General features: G+C 63.6%; 18 protein-coding genes. 7 read left to right on the top strand and 11 right to left on the bottom strand.

Annotated features, from left to right (window positions below; translation table 11 throughout):
• The first annotated feature begins 68 nt into the window (after positions 1 to 68).
• Complete coding sequence (locus ACPPVP_RS40915; RefSeq protein ID WP_426529452.1) at positions 69 to 1667, top strand: glycosyltransferase family 39 protein; 1599 nt, start codon at positions 69 to 71, stop codon at positions 1665 to 1667.
• A gap of 34 nt (positions 1668 to 1701) precedes the next feature.
• Positions 1702 to 2499, top strand: a complete 798-nt coding sequence (locus tag ACPPVP_RS40910) for an SDR family NAD(P)-dependent oxidoreductase (RefSeq protein WP_426529450.1) — start codon at positions 1702 to 1704, stop codon at positions 2497 to 2499.
• Between the two features lie 171 nt (positions 2500 to 2670).
• Here the strand turns inward: ACPPVP_RS40910 and ACPPVP_RS40905 are convergent, their stop codons facing one another.
• The 5 genes from ACPPVP_RS40905 to ACPPVP_RS40885 all read right to left on the bottom strand — a co-directional run bounded on the left by ACPPVP_RS40905 (position 2671) and on the right by ACPPVP_RS40885 (position 6660).
• The gene (locus tag ACPPVP_RS40905; protein WP_426529448.1) at positions 2671 to 2997 is read right to left on the bottom strand and encodes an HPr family phosphocarrier protein; all 327 of its coding nucleotides are present in this window, start codon (positions 2995 to 2997) and stop codon (positions 2671 to 2673) included.
• On the bottom strand, positions 2994 to 3395 hold the full coding sequence (locus ACPPVP_RS40900; protein WP_024339151.1) for a PTS sugar transporter subunit IIA: 402 nt from the start codon (positions 3393 to 3395) through the stop codon (positions 2994 to 2996). The genes ACPPVP_RS40905 and ACPPVP_RS40900 overlap by 4 nt, the downstream gene beginning before the upstream one ends.
• A 132-nt stretch (positions 3396 to 3527) precedes the next feature.
• Entirely contained in the window at positions 3528 to 4049 is a 522-nt protein-coding gene (locus ACPPVP_RS40895) for an HPr kinase/phosphorylase (protein WP_426538330.1), read from the bottom strand.
• Positions 4049 to 5857, bottom strand: coding sequence for a stimulus-sensing domain-containing protein (locus ACPPVP_RS40890; RefSeq protein WP_426529446.1), 1809 nt, complete (start codon positions 5855 to 5857; stop codon positions 4049 to 4051). The genes ACPPVP_RS40895 and ACPPVP_RS40890 overlap by 1 nt, the downstream gene beginning before the upstream one ends.
• Positions 5858 to 5958: 101 nt before the next feature.
• The gene (locus tag ACPPVP_RS40885; protein WP_027541437.1) at positions 5959 to 6660 is read right to left on the bottom strand and encodes a response regulator transcription factor; all 702 of its coding nucleotides are present in this window, start codon (positions 6658 to 6660) and stop codon (positions 5959 to 5961) included.
• Between the two features lie 217 nt (positions 6661 to 6877).
• Here ACPPVP_RS40885 and ACPPVP_RS40880 point away from each other — a divergent pair, with 217 nt between their 5' ends.
• Positions 6878 to 7612, top strand: coding sequence for a HugZ family protein (locus tag ACPPVP_RS40880; protein WP_426529444.1), 735 nt, complete (start codon positions 6878 to 6880; stop codon positions 7610 to 7612).
• Positions 7613 to 7719: 107 nt separating this feature from the next.
• Here ACPPVP_RS40880 and ACPPVP_RS40875 read toward each other — a convergent pair whose 3' ends face one another.
• Positions 7720 to 7944: a hypothetical protein gene (locus tag ACPPVP_RS40875; protein WP_426529442.1), complete on the bottom strand. Its 225-nt coding sequence runs from the start codon at positions 7942 to 7944 to the stop codon at positions 7720 to 7722.
• A 114-nt stretch (positions 7945 to 8058) separates the two neighbouring features.
• On the opposite strand from ACPPVP_RS40875, the gene ACPPVP_RS40870 reads away from it, so the two are divergent.
• Complete coding sequence (locus ACPPVP_RS40870) at positions 8059 to 9675, top strand: phosphoenolpyruvate carboxykinase (protein ID WP_426529440.1); 1617 nt, start codon at positions 8059 to 8061, stop codon at positions 9673 to 9675.
• A gap of 89 nt (positions 9676 to 9764) precedes the next feature.
• Here ACPPVP_RS40870 and ACPPVP_RS40865 read toward each other — a convergent pair whose 3' ends face one another.
• Both ACPPVP_RS40865 and ACPPVP_RS40860 read right to left on the bottom strand, forming a co-directional pair.
• On the bottom strand, positions 9765 to 10232 hold the full coding sequence (locus tag ACPPVP_RS40865) for a hypothetical protein (RefSeq protein ID WP_426529438.1): 468 nt from the start codon (positions 10230 to 10232) through the stop codon (positions 9765 to 9767).
• A 42-nt stretch (positions 10233 to 10274) separates the two neighbouring features.
• Entirely contained in the window at positions 10275 to 10913 is a 639-nt protein-coding gene (locus ACPPVP_RS40860; RefSeq protein ID WP_426529436.1) for a hypothetical protein, read from the bottom strand.
• A gap of 131 nt (positions 10914 to 11044) precedes the next feature.
• On the opposite strand from ACPPVP_RS40860, the gene ACPPVP_RS40855 reads away from it, so the two are divergent.
• The 3 genes from ACPPVP_RS40855 (at position 11045) to ACPPVP_RS40845 (ending at position 13610) form a co-directional block, all read left to right on the top strand.
• Positions 11045 to 11710, top strand: a complete 666-nt coding sequence (locus tag ACPPVP_RS40855; protein WP_426529434.1) for a response regulator — start codon at positions 11045 to 11047, stop codon at positions 11708 to 11710.
• On the top strand, positions 11710 to 13101 hold the full coding sequence (locus ACPPVP_RS40850) for a sensor histidine kinase (protein WP_426529432.1): 1392 nt from the start codon (positions 11710 to 11712) through the stop codon (positions 13099 to 13101). Before ACPPVP_RS40855 ends, ACPPVP_RS40850 begins: the two co-directional genes overlap by 1 nt.
• Before the next feature lie 113 nt (positions 13102 to 13214).
• Positions 13215 to 13610 carry a nuclear transport factor 2 family protein gene (locus ACPPVP_RS40845; protein ID WP_426529430.1) on the top strand — a complete coding sequence of 132 codons (396 nt, stop codon included), beginning with the start codon at positions 13215 to 13217 and terminating at the stop codon, positions 13608 to 13610.
• A gap of 10 nt (positions 13611 to 13620) precedes the next feature.
• Here the strand turns inward: ACPPVP_RS40845 and rocF are convergent, their stop codons facing one another.
• The 3 genes from rocF to ACPPVP_RS40830 all read right to left on the bottom strand — a co-directional run bounded on the left by rocF (position 13621) and on the right by ACPPVP_RS40830 (position 15901).
• Positions 13621 to 14601 carry an arginase gene (gene rocF / locus ACPPVP_RS40840; RefSeq protein ID WP_426529428.1) on the bottom strand — a complete coding sequence of 327 codons (981 nt, stop codon included), beginning with the start codon at positions 14599 to 14601 and terminating at the stop codon, positions 13621 to 13623.
• A gap of 124 nt (positions 14602 to 14725) precedes the next feature.
• Entirely contained in the window at positions 14726 to 15544 is an 819-nt protein-coding gene (locus tag ACPPVP_RS40835; protein ID WP_426529426.1) for an acyl-CoA thioesterase, read from the bottom strand.
• Between the two features lie 9 nt (positions 15545 to 15553).
• The gene (locus ACPPVP_RS40830; protein ID WP_426529424.1) at positions 15554 to 15901 is read right to left on the bottom strand and encodes a hypothetical protein; all 348 of its coding nucleotides are present in this window, start codon (positions 15899 to 15901) and stop codon (positions 15554 to 15556) included.
• Positions 15902 to 15972: the final 71 nt, after the last annotated feature.

The raw sequence follows: 15972 nt of genomic DNA, 5'->3' as shown, positions 1-15972 counted from the left end.
TATTCTAAGGGGGATTCTTCACGCCAAGCCGATTTCACTTGCGCTGAAAACGCGCTACGCACGGGGGCATGTCGAGTACCTCCGTTTCGTCAGCATCTGCGCGCTCAAAGCGCATTCCCTCCGTCCGGCGGCTGGCCGCGTGGCTGGCCTCGCTCGCCAGCGATCCCAAGGCCGGCCTGTGGCTGGTCACCGGCTTTGCCGTGGTCCACGCCGCGCTGTGGACACTGATTCTGGTCAATCTGAAGACCGGGCAGGACGTCCATATGGACGTTGCGGAGGCCTACGCCTGGGGGCAGAAGTTCCTGCTCGGCTATGGCAAGCACCCGCCGCTGTCCGGATGGGTCGCCGGCGTCTGGTTCATGCTCTTTCCGGTTACCGACTGGGCGACCTATGCGCTGGCGATGGCGACGCTCGGTTGCGCCCTCGTGATCTGCTGGCTGTTGGCGTTGCGCGTGGTCGACCGCCGCCGCGCGTTTTTCGTCGTGGTGATGCTCGCGCTCTATCCGATCTTCAACTTCAAGGGATTCAAATACAATCCGGACCTGCTGCAGCTCGTGACGCTGCCGCTTGTCGTGCTGGCCTATCTCGACGCGTTCGAGAAACGCAGCATCAAATCCGGGGTGTGGCTCGGGCTGGCCGGTGCGCTGGCGCTGATGACCAAATACTGGGTGCTGACCATGATCGGCGCCGTCGGCCTGGCCGCGCTGATCCATCCGCAGCGGTTGCAATTCCTGCGTTCGCCGGCGCCGTGGGTCGCGATTGCCACGCTCGTGGTGGCGATGCTGCCGCATTTGATGTGGTTGAAGCAGGTCGACTTCGTCCCGCTCACCTATGCCGGCGATACCTACTCCCTCACCGACCGCGCGCAGATCGACGATCTCGCGCTCGGCTATGTCCTGCATAATCTGGCGCTGCTGGCGTTGCCGGTGGTGCTTGGCGCGATCGCGCTGTTCTGGCGGCCGTTCCGTTTGACGCCGTTTCCGTTCCTGGCGCGCGGCGCCAATGCGAGCGTGAACATGTCCCAGGCGCTCAATGTCTGGATCGTCCAGGCGATCGTCGCCGTCGGACCGCCGCTCGGCGCCCTGATATTCCACGTCTACATCAAGACCGACTGGGGCATTCCGCTGTTCTTCCTGGTGCCGCTCGCGCTGATCGCGATTCCAGCGGTGCGGGTCCGGAAAATCGCGCTGTTGAACCTGACGGCGACCTGGCTGGTGATTTCACTTGTCGTGCTGGCGGCCTCGCCAAGGATCGTCGCCTATGAACTGGGTGAAAAGCGCACGGCTGGCGCAACCTACCGGGCGCGTTCCGAACTCGCCCGCGGGCTGACGGAAGCCTGGCACACGCGCTTTTATTCACGCTGGCCGGTGGTCGTGGCCTATATGGATACCGGCCAGCCCATGACCTTCTATAGCCCTGATCATCCGGCGCCGCTCACGCCGAACGAGCCATGGTCGTCGGGTCTGACCTCGCTCGATGAGGCGAAGCGCTCGGGCTTCATCGGCATCTGTGAACCCGGCCACTGGAAGTTCGAAGAATGCGAGGCGTGGATGAAAGCCCATGCCGCCAATGGCGAGCGCATGGTGATGACCACCCGGCGATTCTTCCTGGGTCACCCCGGCCCCGCGACGGCCTGGAATATCTTCATCGTGCCGCCGGCCAAATAGAAGCAGCCAACAAGAAACTCGAAGGGGGTAACGCATGGATATCGATCTGACAGACAAGACGGCGCTCGTCACCGGTTCGACCCGCGGCATCGGGCTCGCGACCGCCATCGGGCTTGCGCAAATGGGCGCAGAGGTGATCGTCAACGGGCGCGACAAGGCGGCGGTCAGCGAGGCTGTGGCGAAAGTTCAAGGGGCCGCGCCGTCGGCCAAGGTGCATGCCGCTGTGTTCGATCTCGGCGCTGCCGCGGGCTGCGCTGCGCTGGTGAAGCAGTTCCCCGACGTCGACATCCTCGTCAACAACCTCGGCATCTACGAGCCGAAGGGTTTTTTCGACATCGAGGACACCGATTGGACCAGGATGTTCGAAGTCAATGTGATGAGCGGGGTCCGGCTGACGCGGCATTATTTGAAGCGGATGCTGGATAACAAGGACTGGGGCCGCGTCGTGTTCGTCTCCAGCGAGTCCGGCGTCTATATCCCGAAGGAGATGGTGCATTACGGCTTCTCGAAGTCGGCGCAGCTCGTCATCGCGCGCGGCGCGGCGGAGACGACCAAAGGCACCAACGTGACCGTCAATTCGGTAATGCCCGGTCCGACCTGGGTCGAGATGGCGCCGGTCCGTCTGGCCGCGCGCGCCGAGGCTGCCGGCACCACCGTCGACGATCTCGTCCAGCGCACCTTCACCGAGCGCCGCCCGGCGTCGCTGCTGCAGCGCTACGCCAAGCCGGAAGAGATCGCCAACCTGATCTGCTACGTCTGCTCAAAAGCCTCCAGCGCCACCAACGGCGCCGCGCTTCGCGTCGACGGCGGGATTGTCACGAACCCGTTTTGACAGATGTGAGGTGGCTCTGGTCTTAACCTCGCCCCGCTTGCGGGGAGAGGTCGGATTGCGAAGCAATCCGGGTGAGGGGGTACAGGTCTATCAACTCGCACCAACTTCGCGGAGAGAGCCCCTCACCCCGACCCTCTCCCCGCAAGAGCGGGGCGAGGGAGCTGAACAGTATCACACGCCTTCTTCGTTGAACTTGTCGGCGACCAGGGCTGCGATGGCATCGACGGCGGCCTGCGCCTCGGGGCCGACCGCGGAGACCGTAACCGAGGTTCCCGGTCCCGCCGCCAGCATCATCAGACCCATGATCGAGGTGCCGCCGACGGTCTCGTTGCCGCGCGTCACCCAGACCTCGGCGTTGAACTTTTCGACCATCTGCACGAATTTCGCCGAGGCCCGCGCGTGCAGGCCGCGTTTGTTGATGATGAGAAGTTCCCGCGAAATGGCGCCTGAAGGCACGCTCGGCCCGAGTTCCTTTTCGGGCGCGGCCTCGTCGCTCATTTGCCGGCGAGCACGCGGCTGGCGATGGTCACGTATTTGCGACCGGCTTCCTGGGCCATGGCGATGGCATCGGGAAGCGAACGCTCTTCCCGCACCTTGGCCAACTTCACCAGCATGGGAAGATTGATGCCTGCGAGCACTTCCACCTTGGGACGGCTCATACACGAAATCGCGAGGTTGGAAGGCGTGCCGCCGAACATGTCGGTGAGGATGGCGACACCGTCACCACTGTCGACGCGATTCACCGCTTCGATGATATCGCTTCGACACAGATCCGAGTCGTCCTCGGCTCCAATCGTGATGGCTTCAATTTGTTTTTGCGGACCCATGACATGTTCGAGCGCCGCCTTGAACTCGTCGGCAAGGCGCCCATGGGTCACAAGCACTAGACCAATCATCGGAAACTCCTCGCGGGTGCTTTTTGGTGCACCGCACGAACGCGCCACTTTCACCATCCAGAGGCCCCGCGCAAGAGGGCATCTTGGCTATTGTTCCAGTACTTGGCGGTAAACAGTGAGGCCTGTGCCGGTTTAATCAGTGGCGATATTGGGGCTTATATGGTTACCAATTCCCTTCGAGCAATCATCCAAAGGTTGGACGGAACCTGAACCGACGGTTGTCGTCAGCGCGGCTGCAATCAGGGGAAGGGGTTCATAACCGATTCCAATAGGGATTCGCGGTAAAAAAACACCGTTTAAGCGAATCGAGAGTGCTTCCGGCGGCGGCAGCCGATCCGCATCGTTGGCCGCCAGATCGACCACAATGCCGACAATAGCCTTAATGGCGAAGTCGCAGCGGCGGATTCCGAGGCCCCGGATCTCGATCAGGCCGGCCAGTTCCGGCGCCGGGCGGACCCACAATTGTTCGGCCACTGTGTCGAGATGGACACGGTCATCGCCCACCAGAACGGCCTGCGGAAGCTGTCCGGCGCGTCCGGCGAGAATCAGATCGAAGGCCAGCCGCGACTTGCCGGCGCCCGATGGCCCGCGGATCAGCACGGCGCGGTCGCCCACCAGCACGGCGGAGGCGTGCACGCTCCCGCCCTGCGTCATCATGGCGCTGGCAGCCGAACCACGAAGCGCGCGCCGACCACCGTCGGCCTGCCGTCGGCATCGGCCGCGCCGTGGCGATTTTCCGCCCAGATCCGTCCGTTATGCGCTTCGATGATTTGTTTTGAGATCGACAGGCCCAGTCCGGAGTTCTGGCCAAAGCCCTGATGCGGCCGGTCGGTGTAGAAGCGCTCGAAGATGCGTTCCAGCGCATCCTCGCCGATGCCCGGCCCGTCGTCATCGACGACGATTTCGATTTCCGAGCGCACGCGACGGCAGGTCACGCGCACCTTCCCGCCGGACGTCGAGAACGATTGCGCGTTGGACAGCAAATTGGAGATCACCTGCCCCAGCCGGGAATCATGGCCCGGCACCGAGAATGTGTCGCGCCCCTCGAAGCGCGTCTCGACGGCGACGTCATGACCCAGCCGGGTCTCGTTGGCGACGGAGGTCAGCGTCGTCAGCAGCCGGCGCATATCGACCGGCGCCATGTCCTGGCGCTGCAATTCGGCATCGAGGCGGCTGGCGTCGGAAATGTCCGAGATCAGCCGGTCGAGCCGCTTGACGTCGTGCTCGATCACCTCGAGCAGGCGCGCGCGGCTGGTGTCGTTGCGCGCCAGCGGCAGCGTTTCCACCGCCGACCGCAGCGAGGTCAGCGGATTCTTCAATTCATGGGCGACGTCGGCGGCGAACATCTCGATCGCCTCGATGCGGCTATAGAGCGCATTCGTCATGTCGCGCAGCGCGCCGGAGAGATGGCCGATCTCGTCGCGGCGGCGGGTGAAATCCGGAATCTCGACGCGGGTCTGGATGCGCCGGCGGACGCGCTCGGCGCCGTCGGCCAGCCGCCGCACCGGACCCGCGATCGTGCTGGCCAGCAGGAGCGACAGCACGATCATGACCGCGGAGGCGACGCCGCCGACCTTCAGGATCGCCAGCCGTTCGGCGGTCACCATCTGGTCGATGTCGTCGCCCTGCGTCGAAAGCATCAGCGCGCCGTGCACGGCGCGGAACCGCTGCACGGGAACCGCGACCGAGACGATCACCTCGCCGCGGTCGTTGACCCGCACCATGCTGCTTTTGACGCCGTCGAGCGCCTGCACGATTTCCTGATAGCCCTTGCCGTTCTCGGGGCCGAGTTCGCGGTAGAGCGGCAGGTCGCCGCGATTGAGCCAGGTGCGAATCGAGATCGTGGCGCGCTCGACAAAGCCGGGCTTCTCCGTCGACGGCGGCGGCAGTTCGAAACGCAGCACGTCGCCGCGGCCGTAAAGACTGCGGCTGTCGAGGATCATGCCGCCGTCGCCGCCATAGATGCGCGCACGCGTTTTGGTTGGCGAGATCAGCCGCCGCAGCACCGGCGCGACACGCTCCGGATTGATCGGAAAATCCAGCCCTGAGGATTCGTCCGGCGCGCCGTAGCTTTCGCCGGGCTTCAGATCGAGCAGGCGGTCCGGATCGATGGTGATGGTGTTGGTTTCAACGGTGGCGGAGGCGGCAATCGCGCCGGCGATGATTTCCGCCTGCACCAGCAGGCTCTGCGCGCGCGCGTCGATCAGGCCGGCGCGGAACTGCGAGAGATAGAGAATGCTCGCCACCAGCGCGACCAGGCCCGCCAGATTGAGCGAGACGATCCGGCGCGTGAGGCTGGAGAAGGAGAGCGCGAAGAAGAATTGGCCGGCCCGGCGCAACCAGCCGAGCGGTCGCCGCCAACCCTTCCCGCCCGCATTATCGTCGGCAACGCGATCCCGCTCGGGGAGCTCCGAAGCATCCTCGTGGTTCAGGCTGGGATCGGACTGCGTTCGATCTAGCAATGGTCGAGCTGCCGGTTGTGATGCGCCGTTTTGTAATTCTTAACGCTTCTGCGCCGAACGGGCGGATGTGTCGGTCGGCACTTCCGCCCGGAAAACGCAGATCAGGCTTCCTTGAAGCGATAGCCGACGCCGTACAGCGTCTCGATCATCTCGAAGTCGTCGTCGACCACCTTGAACTTCTTGCGCAGCCGCTTGATGTGGCTGTCGATGGTGCGGTCGTCGACATAGACCTGATCGTCATAGGCGGCGTCCATCAGCGCGTTGCGGCTTTTCACCACCCCGGGCCGGGTCGCGAGCGCCTGCAGGATCAGGAATTCCGTCACCGTCAGCGTCACCGGCTCGTTCTTCCAGGTGCAGGTGTGACGTTCCGGATCCATCCGCAACAGGCCGCGGTCGAGCGCGCGCGCGTCCGGCTCCTTCGGCACGGCGGTCGGATCCTTGGGCTGGCCGCGGCGGAGCACGGCCTTGACGCGTTCGACCAGCAGGCGTTGCGAGAACGGCTTGCGGATGAAATCGTCGGCGCCCATCTTGAGGCCGAACAATTCGTCGATCTCTTCATCCTTGGAGGTCAGGAAGATCACCGGCAGATCGGACTTCTGCCGCAGCCGGCGTAGCGTTTCCATGCCGTCCATGCGCGGCATCTTGATGTCGAGGATCGCGAGATCTGGCGGCGAGGTGCGGAAGCCATCCAGCGCCGAGGCACCATCCGTGTAGGTCATGATGCGATAGCCTTCGGCTTCGAGCGCGATCGACACGGAAGTGAGAATGTTGCGGTCATCATCGACCAGGGCGATTGTGGGCATGAGCCTGCTTTCGAATAAGAGAGTGGCTTAAACGGCGGGCAATCGAGCCAAACGCCGTATAAATGGGCTTCGTACACGGTCAACGAGCAATGCAAGCTGGGCTGAAGTGTGACCGAGTTCCGCAAAACGCTCCTGCGGAGATGCACCGCATCCCGTATAGCACCCCCTCTGGCCGAGAAAAGGCCTTTTTTGCAATAAGATGGCCCGGAAAATAACCATGCAGCCGAACGCTAATTTTGATGCTTCCAAACTCGCCCGTTCGCTGCTCCGGCGCAGCCGGCAAGGCGCGCTGGCCACCCTGATGCCCGAAAGCGGCGATCCCTACTGCTCGCTGGTTAACGTCGCCAGCCATGCCGACGGCTCCCCGATCCTGCTGATTTCGCGGCTCGCGCTGCATACAAAAAATATTCTCGGTGACGGCCGCGTATCGCTGATGCTGGACGAGCGCGCCGCCGGCGATCCCCTGGAAGGTGCGCGAATCATGCTGGCGGGCCGGGCCGAGGAGGCCATCGGGGAGGCCGCGAAAATCCTGCGCCGGCGCTACCTCAACGCCCATCGATCCGCCGAAGCCTTTGTGAATTTCAAGGACTTTTCGTTCTTTCGAATCGCCCCGTCGGGCCTGCATCTGGTCGCCGGTTTTGGCCGCATCATCGACCTCAAGCCCGAGCAGTTTCTGACCGATATCGGCGATGCCGCCGAATTGCTGGAAGCGGAGCAGGGCGCGGTCGAGCATATGAACGAGGATCACCGCGACGCGATGAATCTCTATGCGACCCAACTGCTGGGGGCCGAGCCCGCCGATTGGCGCTGCACCGGCTGCGACCCCGACGGTATGGACATGCAGGCCGGGAGCGCGACGCTGCGGCTCGATTTCCCGGAGCGGGTCGCCAGCGCCATGGCGTTGCGCAAGATGCTGGTGCGGCTGGCGGGCGAGGCGCGGGCCAAGAACTGACCAGCGCCCACGACGGTTAACGTTGTAGTTGCCGACGGGTGGACAGTTACGTCCGTTGTCATCACGATGCGTCAGGCCATCCTGATCTATCCTTCGCTGCGCAACGCTCATCTGGAGTTGTGGATGCCGTTTGCGCTGATCAGTGTGCTGCGCGTTATAAATTTCCAATTGTGCACCGCAACAATTTCGCCCAAGCCAGGCAGCGGCGGATGGTCGCGCAACCACGACGGCAAACCAGCGAAAAGCGCTGCACCAAGCGATTGATGCAGATCAACCGCCCGTGCTCGAATAAACCAAATCGCATGGATCGGCTTGGCAAGCAGGGCGTTCATCAGTATTAGGTCGCCGGACCGGGGCCGGAAGGCTATATTCAGGGGTCACCGCGACAGAGCGCGTCAAGCGACAGGCGCGCGATTTGAGTAACGCGGGTTCGAGGAGGAGTCTTCGTGCAAGAAACGGGTCTACGCAACGGTGCCTTCGGTGCCGATAAATTCGGTTTAAAAAATCTCAAAACGGTGCACTGGAATCTCGGTGCGCCGCAGCTTTATCAATATTCACTTGCGGCGGGCGAGGCTGTGTTGTCGGCCGACGGCGCGTTGTGCGCAGACACCGGTGAGTTCACCGGCCGCAGCCCGAAGGACAAGTTCACGGTTCGTGATGCGACCACCGAAAAGAACATGTGGTGGGCCGGCAACCAGTCGATCACGGCGGACCAGTTCTCCGCGCTCTATGCCGATTTCCTCAAGCATGCCGAAGGCATGACGCTGTTCGCGCAGGATCTCTACGGCGGCGCTGATCCGACCTTCCAGATCAAGACCCGCGTCTTCACCGAACTCGCCTGGCACTCGCTGTTCATCCGCACGCTGCTGATCCGCCCCGAGGCGTCGGCCCTGCGCGATTTCGCGCCGGAATTGACCATCATCGATCTGCCGAGCTTCCGCGCCGATCCGAAACGTCACGGCTGCAAATCCGAAAACGTCGTCGCGATCGATTTCGCCCGCAAGATCGTCCTGATCGGCGGGTCTTATTATGCCGGCGAGATGAAGAAGTCGGTCTTCACCACGCTGAACTATTATCTGCCCGCCAAGGGCGTAATGCCGATGCACTGCTCGGCCAATGTGGGACCTAAGGGCGACACCGCGATCTTCTTCGGGCTATCAGGCACCGGCAAGACCACGCTGTCGGCCGATCCGAACCGTACGCTGATCGGCGACGACGAACACGGCTGGGGCAATGACGGCGTCTTCAATTTCGAGGGCGGCTGCTACGCCAAGTGCATCAAGCTGTCGAAGGAAGCCGAGCCGCAGATCTTTGCCGCCAGCAACCGCTTCGGCGCCGTGCTGGAAAACGTGGTGCTCGATGAAGACACTCGCGTTCCCGACTTCGACGACGGCTCGAAGACCGAAAACACCCGTTCGGCCTATCCGCTCGAGTTCATCCCGAACGCTTCGCGCACCGGCCGCGCCGGTCAACCGAAGAACGTCGTGATGCTGGCCGCCGACGCCTTCGGCGTGCTGCCGCCGATCGCAAAGCTCTCGCCGGCGCAGGCGATGTATCACTTCCTGTCCGGCTACACCGCCAAGGTTGCCGGCACCGAGCGCGGTCTCGGCAACGAGCCGCAGCCGGAATTCTCCACCTGCTTCGGCTCGCCGTTCCTGCCGCTCGATCCGTCCGTCTACGGCAACATGCTGCGTGAGCTGATCGCCAAGCACAATGTCGATTGCTGGCTGGTCAACACCGGCTGGACCGGCGGCAAATTCGGCACCGGCAGCCGGATGCCGATCAAGGTGACGCGCGCGCTGCTCACCGCGGCACTCGACGGTTCGTTGCGCAACGTCGAATTCCGCACCGACAAATATTTCGGCTTCTCCGTGCCGACCGCGCTGCCGGGCGTGCCGAGCGAAATCCTCGATCCCGTCAACACCTGGAAGGACAAGGCCGAGTTCGACAAGACCGCGCGCGCGCTGGTCGGCATGTTCCAGAAGAACTTTGCCAAGTTCGAAGCCCAGGTCGACGCCGAAGTCCGCGCCGCCGCGCCGGACCTCAAGCTCGCGGCGGAGTAACGCGTCAGCGTCATTCCGGGGCGTGCGCAGCACAACCCAAATCAAAAGGGCGGCTCCATGAGCCGCCCTTTTCGTTTACGTGAAGCTGCTCACGCTCCGATCGCATGCATCCATTTCGGATCGTGGCGATCGACCGGCTTCATCTTGCGGATATGGCCGTCGAGTTCGATGTGCAGTTCGGTGAAGGCCGCATCGCGTTTGCCCAGCACCTCAAAGTGTTTCGGCTTGCGGCGCGGCTCGCCGAGCGTTGCGAAGCCAGCGGCTCTGGCAGCGTTCAACGCCACCTTTGGATCGGCGTTGCCGAGATGGTCGTGGTGCTTTTCCTTGTGCGTGATAGTCACCGTGCGACCGTCGCGGGTGAAGATCGCGACCTTCAGCTCCGACGGTTTCTGTTCACCCGACAGTTCGACGTAGTCGCCGAGATGCAGCTCAATCTGTTCCAGTCCTCTCGGCGTGATGTCGGCGAGTACCGGCTCGCGATCCGTCTGCACGACGAAACGATGGCCGAAAATGTGTGTAACCTTGCCTGCGACCGTGACGGTCTGATGATCTGGCATGGAATGCTGTCCTTTCGAGAGTGATTTCAGAGATTGGATTCGTTATCGCGCGGGCGGCGGCGGAGGGGCGTCGCCGTCCGGGCCGACGCGATCGGCCGGGGGCGGTGGTGGCGGCGGGCCGCGATCAGCGCGGTCCCGCGGCGGGGGCGGCGGCGGTCCGTCGCGATCGGCGCGCGGTCCATCCTTCGGTCCCTTGGGCCCCTTCGGTCCGTCCTTGGGTCCTTCCTTGGGTCCGCCTTTAGGGCCGTGCCCAAACGCCTCGTTACGGCCGTCGGGATGCGCGATCAGTTGCGCGCGGATGATGCCGCCGTCGAATCGGCCCTGAACGGTCACCGCTTCACCTTTGGTCACGATCCTGCGGTCTTCGCCGCGCGGACCGGTATCGACCAGCGCGCGGCCGGAACCGTCCTGGATGACGAACTTGTTGCCGAAGACGTCGGTGACTTCGCCTTTGACCGCGACAGGGGTGTCGTCGCGCATGTCACCGATCGCAGCCGGCTGCAGCAACATCACGCGCTGCGGATCCCAGTTCTGCGCCAGCCTGGTGCCGCCGGCGCCCAGCGCTGCGCCCGCGGCCAGAATCGCGATCGCCCCGCCGATGCCTAGCGCCCGGGTGGATATACGCCGGCGCTCGGGCGGCGGCAGTGCGTTGGGTTGGTTGTTGTCGATGGTTTCGGACATCGTTGGTCTCCCTTTTCAGTCGATGCCTGCAATCTAGCGATGCCACCCGTCCCCACGCTGAACCGATCCGTTCAGGCTGAGTTAAGCTAGGTTCCTTACTCACGGCACATGGGAAATCCCGGGAAAGCGCCATGAAAGTCCTGCTGGTGGAGGACGACGGACCGCTCGCGCAGGAGATCGCGGGCGCATTGCGGCGCGAGAATTTTGCCGTCGATATCGCGGCTGACGGCGAGAATGGCCATCACCTCGGCGATACCGAGGCTTACGATGTGGCCGTGCTCGATCTCGGGCTGCCGAAGATGCCGGGCGCAGCGGTGCTGCGGGCCTGGCGCAAGAGCGGGCGTCAGTTGCCTGTACTGATCCTGACCGCGCGCGACGGCTGGACCGAGAAAGTCGATGGCTTCAAGGCCGGGGCCGACGATTACCTGACCAAGCCGTTCCGGATCGAGGAACTGATCATGCGCCTGCGCGCGCTGGTGCGGCGCGCGGCCGGCTACGCCGCGCCGAGCGTCACATGTGGACCGCTATCGCTCGACGCGCCGACCGGCGTGTTTGAGCTGGACGGATTGCCGCTCAAGCTCACCGCGCTGGAATGGCGCGTGCTGCAATGCCTGATCCTTCGCAAGGACGTGGTGGTCGATCGCCTCGAACTGATGGAAAAAGTATACGAAGGCGATGCCGGCACCGACTCCAACTCGCTGGAAGTGATCGTGGCCCGGCTGCGCCGCAAGATCGGCCATGATCTGATCGAGACGGTGCGTGGCCGTGGCTATCGCCTGGCGTCAGGCGGCGGCTGATGTTTCGCCATGCTTCCCTCAGCCGGCGGCTGCTGCTGGCGGCGATGGCGTTCATCGCAGTGGCGATTGTGGTCGCCGCCGTTGCCGTCGGCTTTGCGCTGCATCGCTTCGTGCAGGGCCAGATCGACCAACGGCTCGATACCCAGGTGACGTTCCTGTCGTCGCTGTTGCGCGCCGGCGATGACGGCAGATTGTCGTTGACGGGCAGTGCGGACGGGCCGCCGTTCGAGCGTCGGCGGCGCGGCTGGTATTGGCAGGTGACGGGTCCAAAAAATACGCTGCGCTCGCAGTCGCTGGATGGCGCCGATCTCGACGTACCCGATGCGGCGGAGATGGCCGCCCGGCCGCCGCCACCGCCACGCGGCGATCGCCCGCCGAAGGACGGTCGTCCGAAGGATCGCCCGAAGGCGGCCGACGGCCCGGGACCGGACGACGATCAGCTGCATTACCGCATCCAGCAGATCACCGTATCGGGGACGCCGGCCACTATCGTCGTCTCGGCACCGCGCGGCGCGGTGTGGGGGCCGCTGCGCGAGGCGATGACGACGCTCGCGATTTCCCTCGGTGCGCTCGGGATCGCGCTGGTGCTGGCGATGATGTTGCAGGTGAGGCTCGGCCTGCGGCCGCTGGAACGCTTGCGGCAGTCGGTGGCTGACGTGCGCGCCGGGCGCCGCGAGCGGGTGCCGTCGCGCCAGCCGCTCGAAGTGCAGCCGCTGGTGAACGAACTCAATGGCCTGCTCGACCAGAACGCGGCCAACCTCGAACGCGCGCGACGCCATGTCGCCAATCTCGCCCATGGTCTGAAAACCCCCTTGGCGACACTGGCGATCTCGCTCTCCAATCCGGACCGGACCAAGCCGGACCAATTTGTCCCGATGATCGATCTGATGGAGCGCCGCATCCGGCATCACCTCGGCCGCGCCCGCGCCGCGGTGTTGAGCGGTCCGGTGCGCACACAAACCATGATCGCGCCCCGGATTCGCGATCTCGGCGACGTCCTCACCAAGGTTCATGCCGAACGGAAGATCGCACTGATGATCGCGCTATCGGATGACGTGGTCGTGGCCTGCGAGCCGCAGGATTTCGACGAGATGGCGGGCAATCTGATGGAGAACGCGTTCAAATGGGCGCGCGGACAGGTCGCCATTCGCGCGATGTCGGATCTGGCCATGACGCGGCTGGTTATCGAGGACGACGGTTCCGGGCTGCGGCCGGAACAGATCGAAAAAGTCTTGCGGCCCGGCGAGCGCCTGGACGAAAGCGCGCCGGGCTTTGGCTTCGGCCTGTCGATTACGCGCGAGCTTGCCGAGCTCTATGGCGGCACCGTCGAGTTCGGAGCCTCAGAACTCGGTGGCCTGCTGGTGTCGCTGCGTTTGCCCAGGACGGTCTAGGAAAATCGTGAAATCCGCCAAGGCGGACCGTGAATGGTCGCCTTGTGCGTATCGTCATGACCCTCGATCAGCGGTAGGATGTGATCTCACGAGGGTGCCAGCCGGAGATTGAGATGGACGATCGAGCCGTGCGGGCGGCGTTGCAGCGCCACTGGGATGCTTCGGACGCCAACGATTTCGACGCCGAACATGAGATCTACCGCGAGGACGCGGTGCTCGATTATCCGCAATCGGGCGAGCGAATTCGTGGCCGGCACAACATTCAACAGAGCCGCTTTCTCCAGCCGAACAAGAAGCGTTTTACAGTCCGGCGGATTATCGGCGGCGGCGATCTCTGGGTCACCGAATTCGTACTCAGCTATGACGGCATACCGTCTTACGCGGTGAGCATCATGGAATTCCGCGACGGACTGGTGGCCAACGAAACACAATATTTTGCCGATCGGTTCGAGCCTGCACCTTCGCGCGCGCATCTGGTGGAGCGCGTTGGCGGAAACACATCCTTCTGAATGCGCCGTTCTAGTCTCGGCTCCAGGGATTGCCCGGCAACACCGCGTTGCTCGGCGTGCGGCGGTCGGTGATCTGCAGGCCGAACAGGCTGCTGACCAGTTCGACGGCAACGCGCGCCGTGCGGCCGCGTTCGTCGAGAAACGGGTTGAGCTCGACGATATCGACCGACCGCACCAGATCCGAGTCGTGCAGCAACTCCATGATGAGATGCGCCTCCCGATAGGTCGCGCCGCCCGGCACCGTGGTGCCGACGCCGGGCGCGACGGTGGGATCGAGAAAATCGACATCGAAGCTGACATGCAGCACGCCATTCCGCGCCCGCACGCGCTCGATGATCTTTCGTATCAATACGCCGACGCCAAATTCGTCGATGACGCGCATGTCGGCGATCGAAACGCGTCGCTGGAACACCAATTGCTTCTCCAGCGGATCGATCGAGCGGATGCCGAACAGATCGAGCTGGTCGGGGCCGATCGAGGCGCGCGGATGGTTGCCGAGCAGTCCGTCGAGGCCGCCTTCGCCGCACAGAAACGCCGCCGACATGCCGTGCATGTTGCCGGTCTCCGTCGTCTGCGGCGTGTTGTAATCGGCATGGGCGTCGAGCCACAATACGAACAGCGGCCGGCCCTGCTCCTGCCAATAGCGCGCAACGCCATTCACCGATCCCATCGACAGCGAGTGGTCGCCGCCCATGAAGATCGGAACGGCGCCGGAGCTTGCCAGTGAATAGGAACGCTCGCTGAGAGCGCGGATCCAGTTTTTGATGGTGTCGTAATATTTGGCGTTCGCCGGCGGTGGTCCCTCATCGGGAGCAATTTCAGGCTTGGCCATGTTGCCGTGGTCCTCGACGGCAAAGCCGAGCTGATCGAGGATGCGGCCAATGCCCGCGGTGCGCAGCGCGTCCGGTCCCATCAAGGTTCCAAGTTGCGAGGCCCCGATCTCGATGGGGACGCCGAGCAGGGCGATGCGGGGTGCGTTGGCGTCAGGCATGAGCGTAGCTCTCGATTCCGTAGGGTGGGCAGAGCGAAGCGTGCCCACCATTTCTTGCCGTGCTCGCGGTGGTGGGCACGCTACGCTTTGCCCACCCTACAAGACCGTCGCCGCGATGATTTCGCTACGCCTTGAAATACGCGATCTGCGTCGTGGTCGCCAGCAGCCGCCCCGACGGCGACCACAATTCACCGTGCTGGTCGCCGTAACTCCTGTGGAAAATCCGGGCGTCGGCTACCGCCAGCAGGTGGGTGATGTCCTCGGCGGCGAGTTCCTCGGACTCCGTATGAAAATACGTCGTGATCGACACCGTGCCGAACGGGATCAATTCCCGGCGCGCCAGAAACACCCGGCCGAAGAACGCATCCGACATCGACATCAGCGACAGCATGTCGATCTTTCGCGGCACATGGTCGCCGATCCACTGCTTGGAGTATGCGTCGAGCGGCGACGATGCCGGCGAGCCGTAGAAACTCGGCTCGCCCTCGACGAAGCGGAAATCATACTGGTGGGTCCACGTCATCGGCGTGTTTGGAAACCGGCGCGCCTGTTCGAACGGCGCAGCACCGGGAAAGGCTGCCTGCTGGTGCGACCAGGACGGGCGGCGCTCGGCGAACACGGCAGTCGCCAGCGTCGCGACGTCACCGCCGCCTTGCGTCATCTCCACGCACCAATGCTGGCTCGAACGGTTGGCCTTGACCAGGCGAACGTCCAGATCGAAGCCACCTTCGGCGACCGGCGCGCAGAAATTCACGGTCAGCGACAGCGGATCGCCCGCTCGCTGCGGATGGTCAATCAGCGCGCGCAGGATGGTCGCGGCCGTGCAACCGCCGAACGGGCCGACAAAGGCCCAGTAGTCCGGACTGGTCTTGCCCTGCCAGCAGCTATCGCCGGCGGTGACCCGCGTGGCGTCGTCGAAAAGATGAGGGGCTTTTGTCAGCATAATGATCCATCAAATCTTTATGGGCGTCCCGTCCCAGAGCCGAAATTCAATTGTCTCGTCGGCCTGACCGTATCTTCTGCAATCCCGGAGGGCTTCCTCAGGATCGTCCGTGACCCAAACACTTGTCAGTTCGCCTGAAATCCGCGTCAAAGCAATCACACTGACGTTGCCGATCAACCCGGCGAGGAAGCGTTCGACGGCAGGGACCTCATCCTGTCCCGACAACTCCGCAAGAATGCTTCCATGCGTATGCCATGGAAATCCGTCGAAGCCGATCGTCCAGTCACCATCGGGGCAGGTGACCAGGAATTTCAGCTGCCCATCCGGACTGACATACTCACCGATCGGCACGTCCATCTCAGCCCTTGTACTGCGTACATGCAGTAGCATTGTCGATCTCGTGAATTCAATGACGTCAGAGGTAATGG

Source organism: Bradyrhizobium sp. McL0615 (assembly GCF_049993905.1).
Taxonomy (GTDB): Bacteria; Pseudomonadota; Alphaproteobacteria; order Rhizobiales; family Xanthobacteraceae; genus Bradyrhizobium.
This window is presented reverse-complemented; position numbering and strand designations above follow the sequence as displayed.

Coding starts and splice junctions, on each gene's coding strand:
- ACPPVP_RS40915 (WP_426529452.1), top strand. CDS start 69: ATGTCGAGTACCTCCGTTTCGTCAGCATCTGCGCGCTCAAAGCGCATT.
- ACPPVP_RS40910 (WP_426529450.1), top strand. CDS start 1,702: ATGGATATCGATCTGACAGACAAGACGGCGCTCGTCACCGGTTCGACC.
- ACPPVP_RS40905 (WP_426529448.1), bottom strand. CDS start 2,997: ATGAGCGACGAGGCCGCGCCCGAAAAGGAACTCGGGCCGAGCGTGCCT.
- ACPPVP_RS40900 (WP_024339151.1), bottom strand. CDS start 3,395: ATGATTGGTCTAGTGCTTGTGACCCATGGGCGCCTTGCCGACGAGTTC.
- ACPPVP_RS40895 (WP_426538330.1), bottom strand. CDS start 4,049: ATGACGCAGGGCGGGAGCGTGCACGCCTCCGCCGTGCTGGTGGGCGAC.
- ACPPVP_RS40885 (WP_027541437.1), bottom strand. CDS start 6,660: ATGCCCACAATCGCCCTGGTCGATGATGACCGCAACATTCTCACTTCC.
- ACPPVP_RS40880 (WP_426529444.1), top strand. CDS start 6,878: ATGCAGCCGAACGCTAATTTTGATGCTTCCAAACTCGCCCGTTCGCTG.
- ACPPVP_RS40875 (WP_426529442.1), bottom strand. CDS start 7,944: ATGAACGCCCTGCTTGCCAAGCCGATCCATGCGATTTGGTTTATTCGA.
- ACPPVP_RS40865 (WP_426529438.1), bottom strand. CDS start 10,232: ATGCCAGATCATCAGACCGTCACGGTCGCAGGCAAGGTTACACACATT.
- ACPPVP_RS40860 (WP_426529436.1), bottom strand. CDS start 10,913: ATGTCCGAAACCATCGACAACAACCAACCCAACGCACTGCCGCCGCCC.
- ACPPVP_RS40855 (WP_426529434.1), top strand. CDS start 11,045: ATGAAAGTCCTGCTGGTGGAGGACGACGGACCGCTCGCGCAGGAGATC.
- ACPPVP_RS40850 (WP_426529432.1), top strand. CDS start 11,710: ATGTTTCGCCATGCTTCCCTCAGCCGGCGGCTGCTGCTGGCGGCGATG.
- ACPPVP_RS40845 (WP_426529430.1), top strand. CDS start 13,215: ATGGACGATCGAGCCGTGCGGGCGGCGTTGCAGCGCCACTGGGATGCT.
- rocF (WP_426529428.1), bottom strand. CDS start 14,601: ATGCCTGACGCCAACGCACCCCGCATCGCCCTGCTCGGCGTCCCCATC.
- ACPPVP_RS40835 (WP_426529426.1), bottom strand. CDS start 15,544: ATGCTGACAAAAGCCCCTCATCTTTTCGACGACGCCACGCGGGTCACC.
- ACPPVP_RS40830 (WP_426529424.1), bottom strand. CDS start 15,901: ATGGACGTGCCGATCGGTGAGTATGTCAGTCCGGATGGGCAGCTGAAA.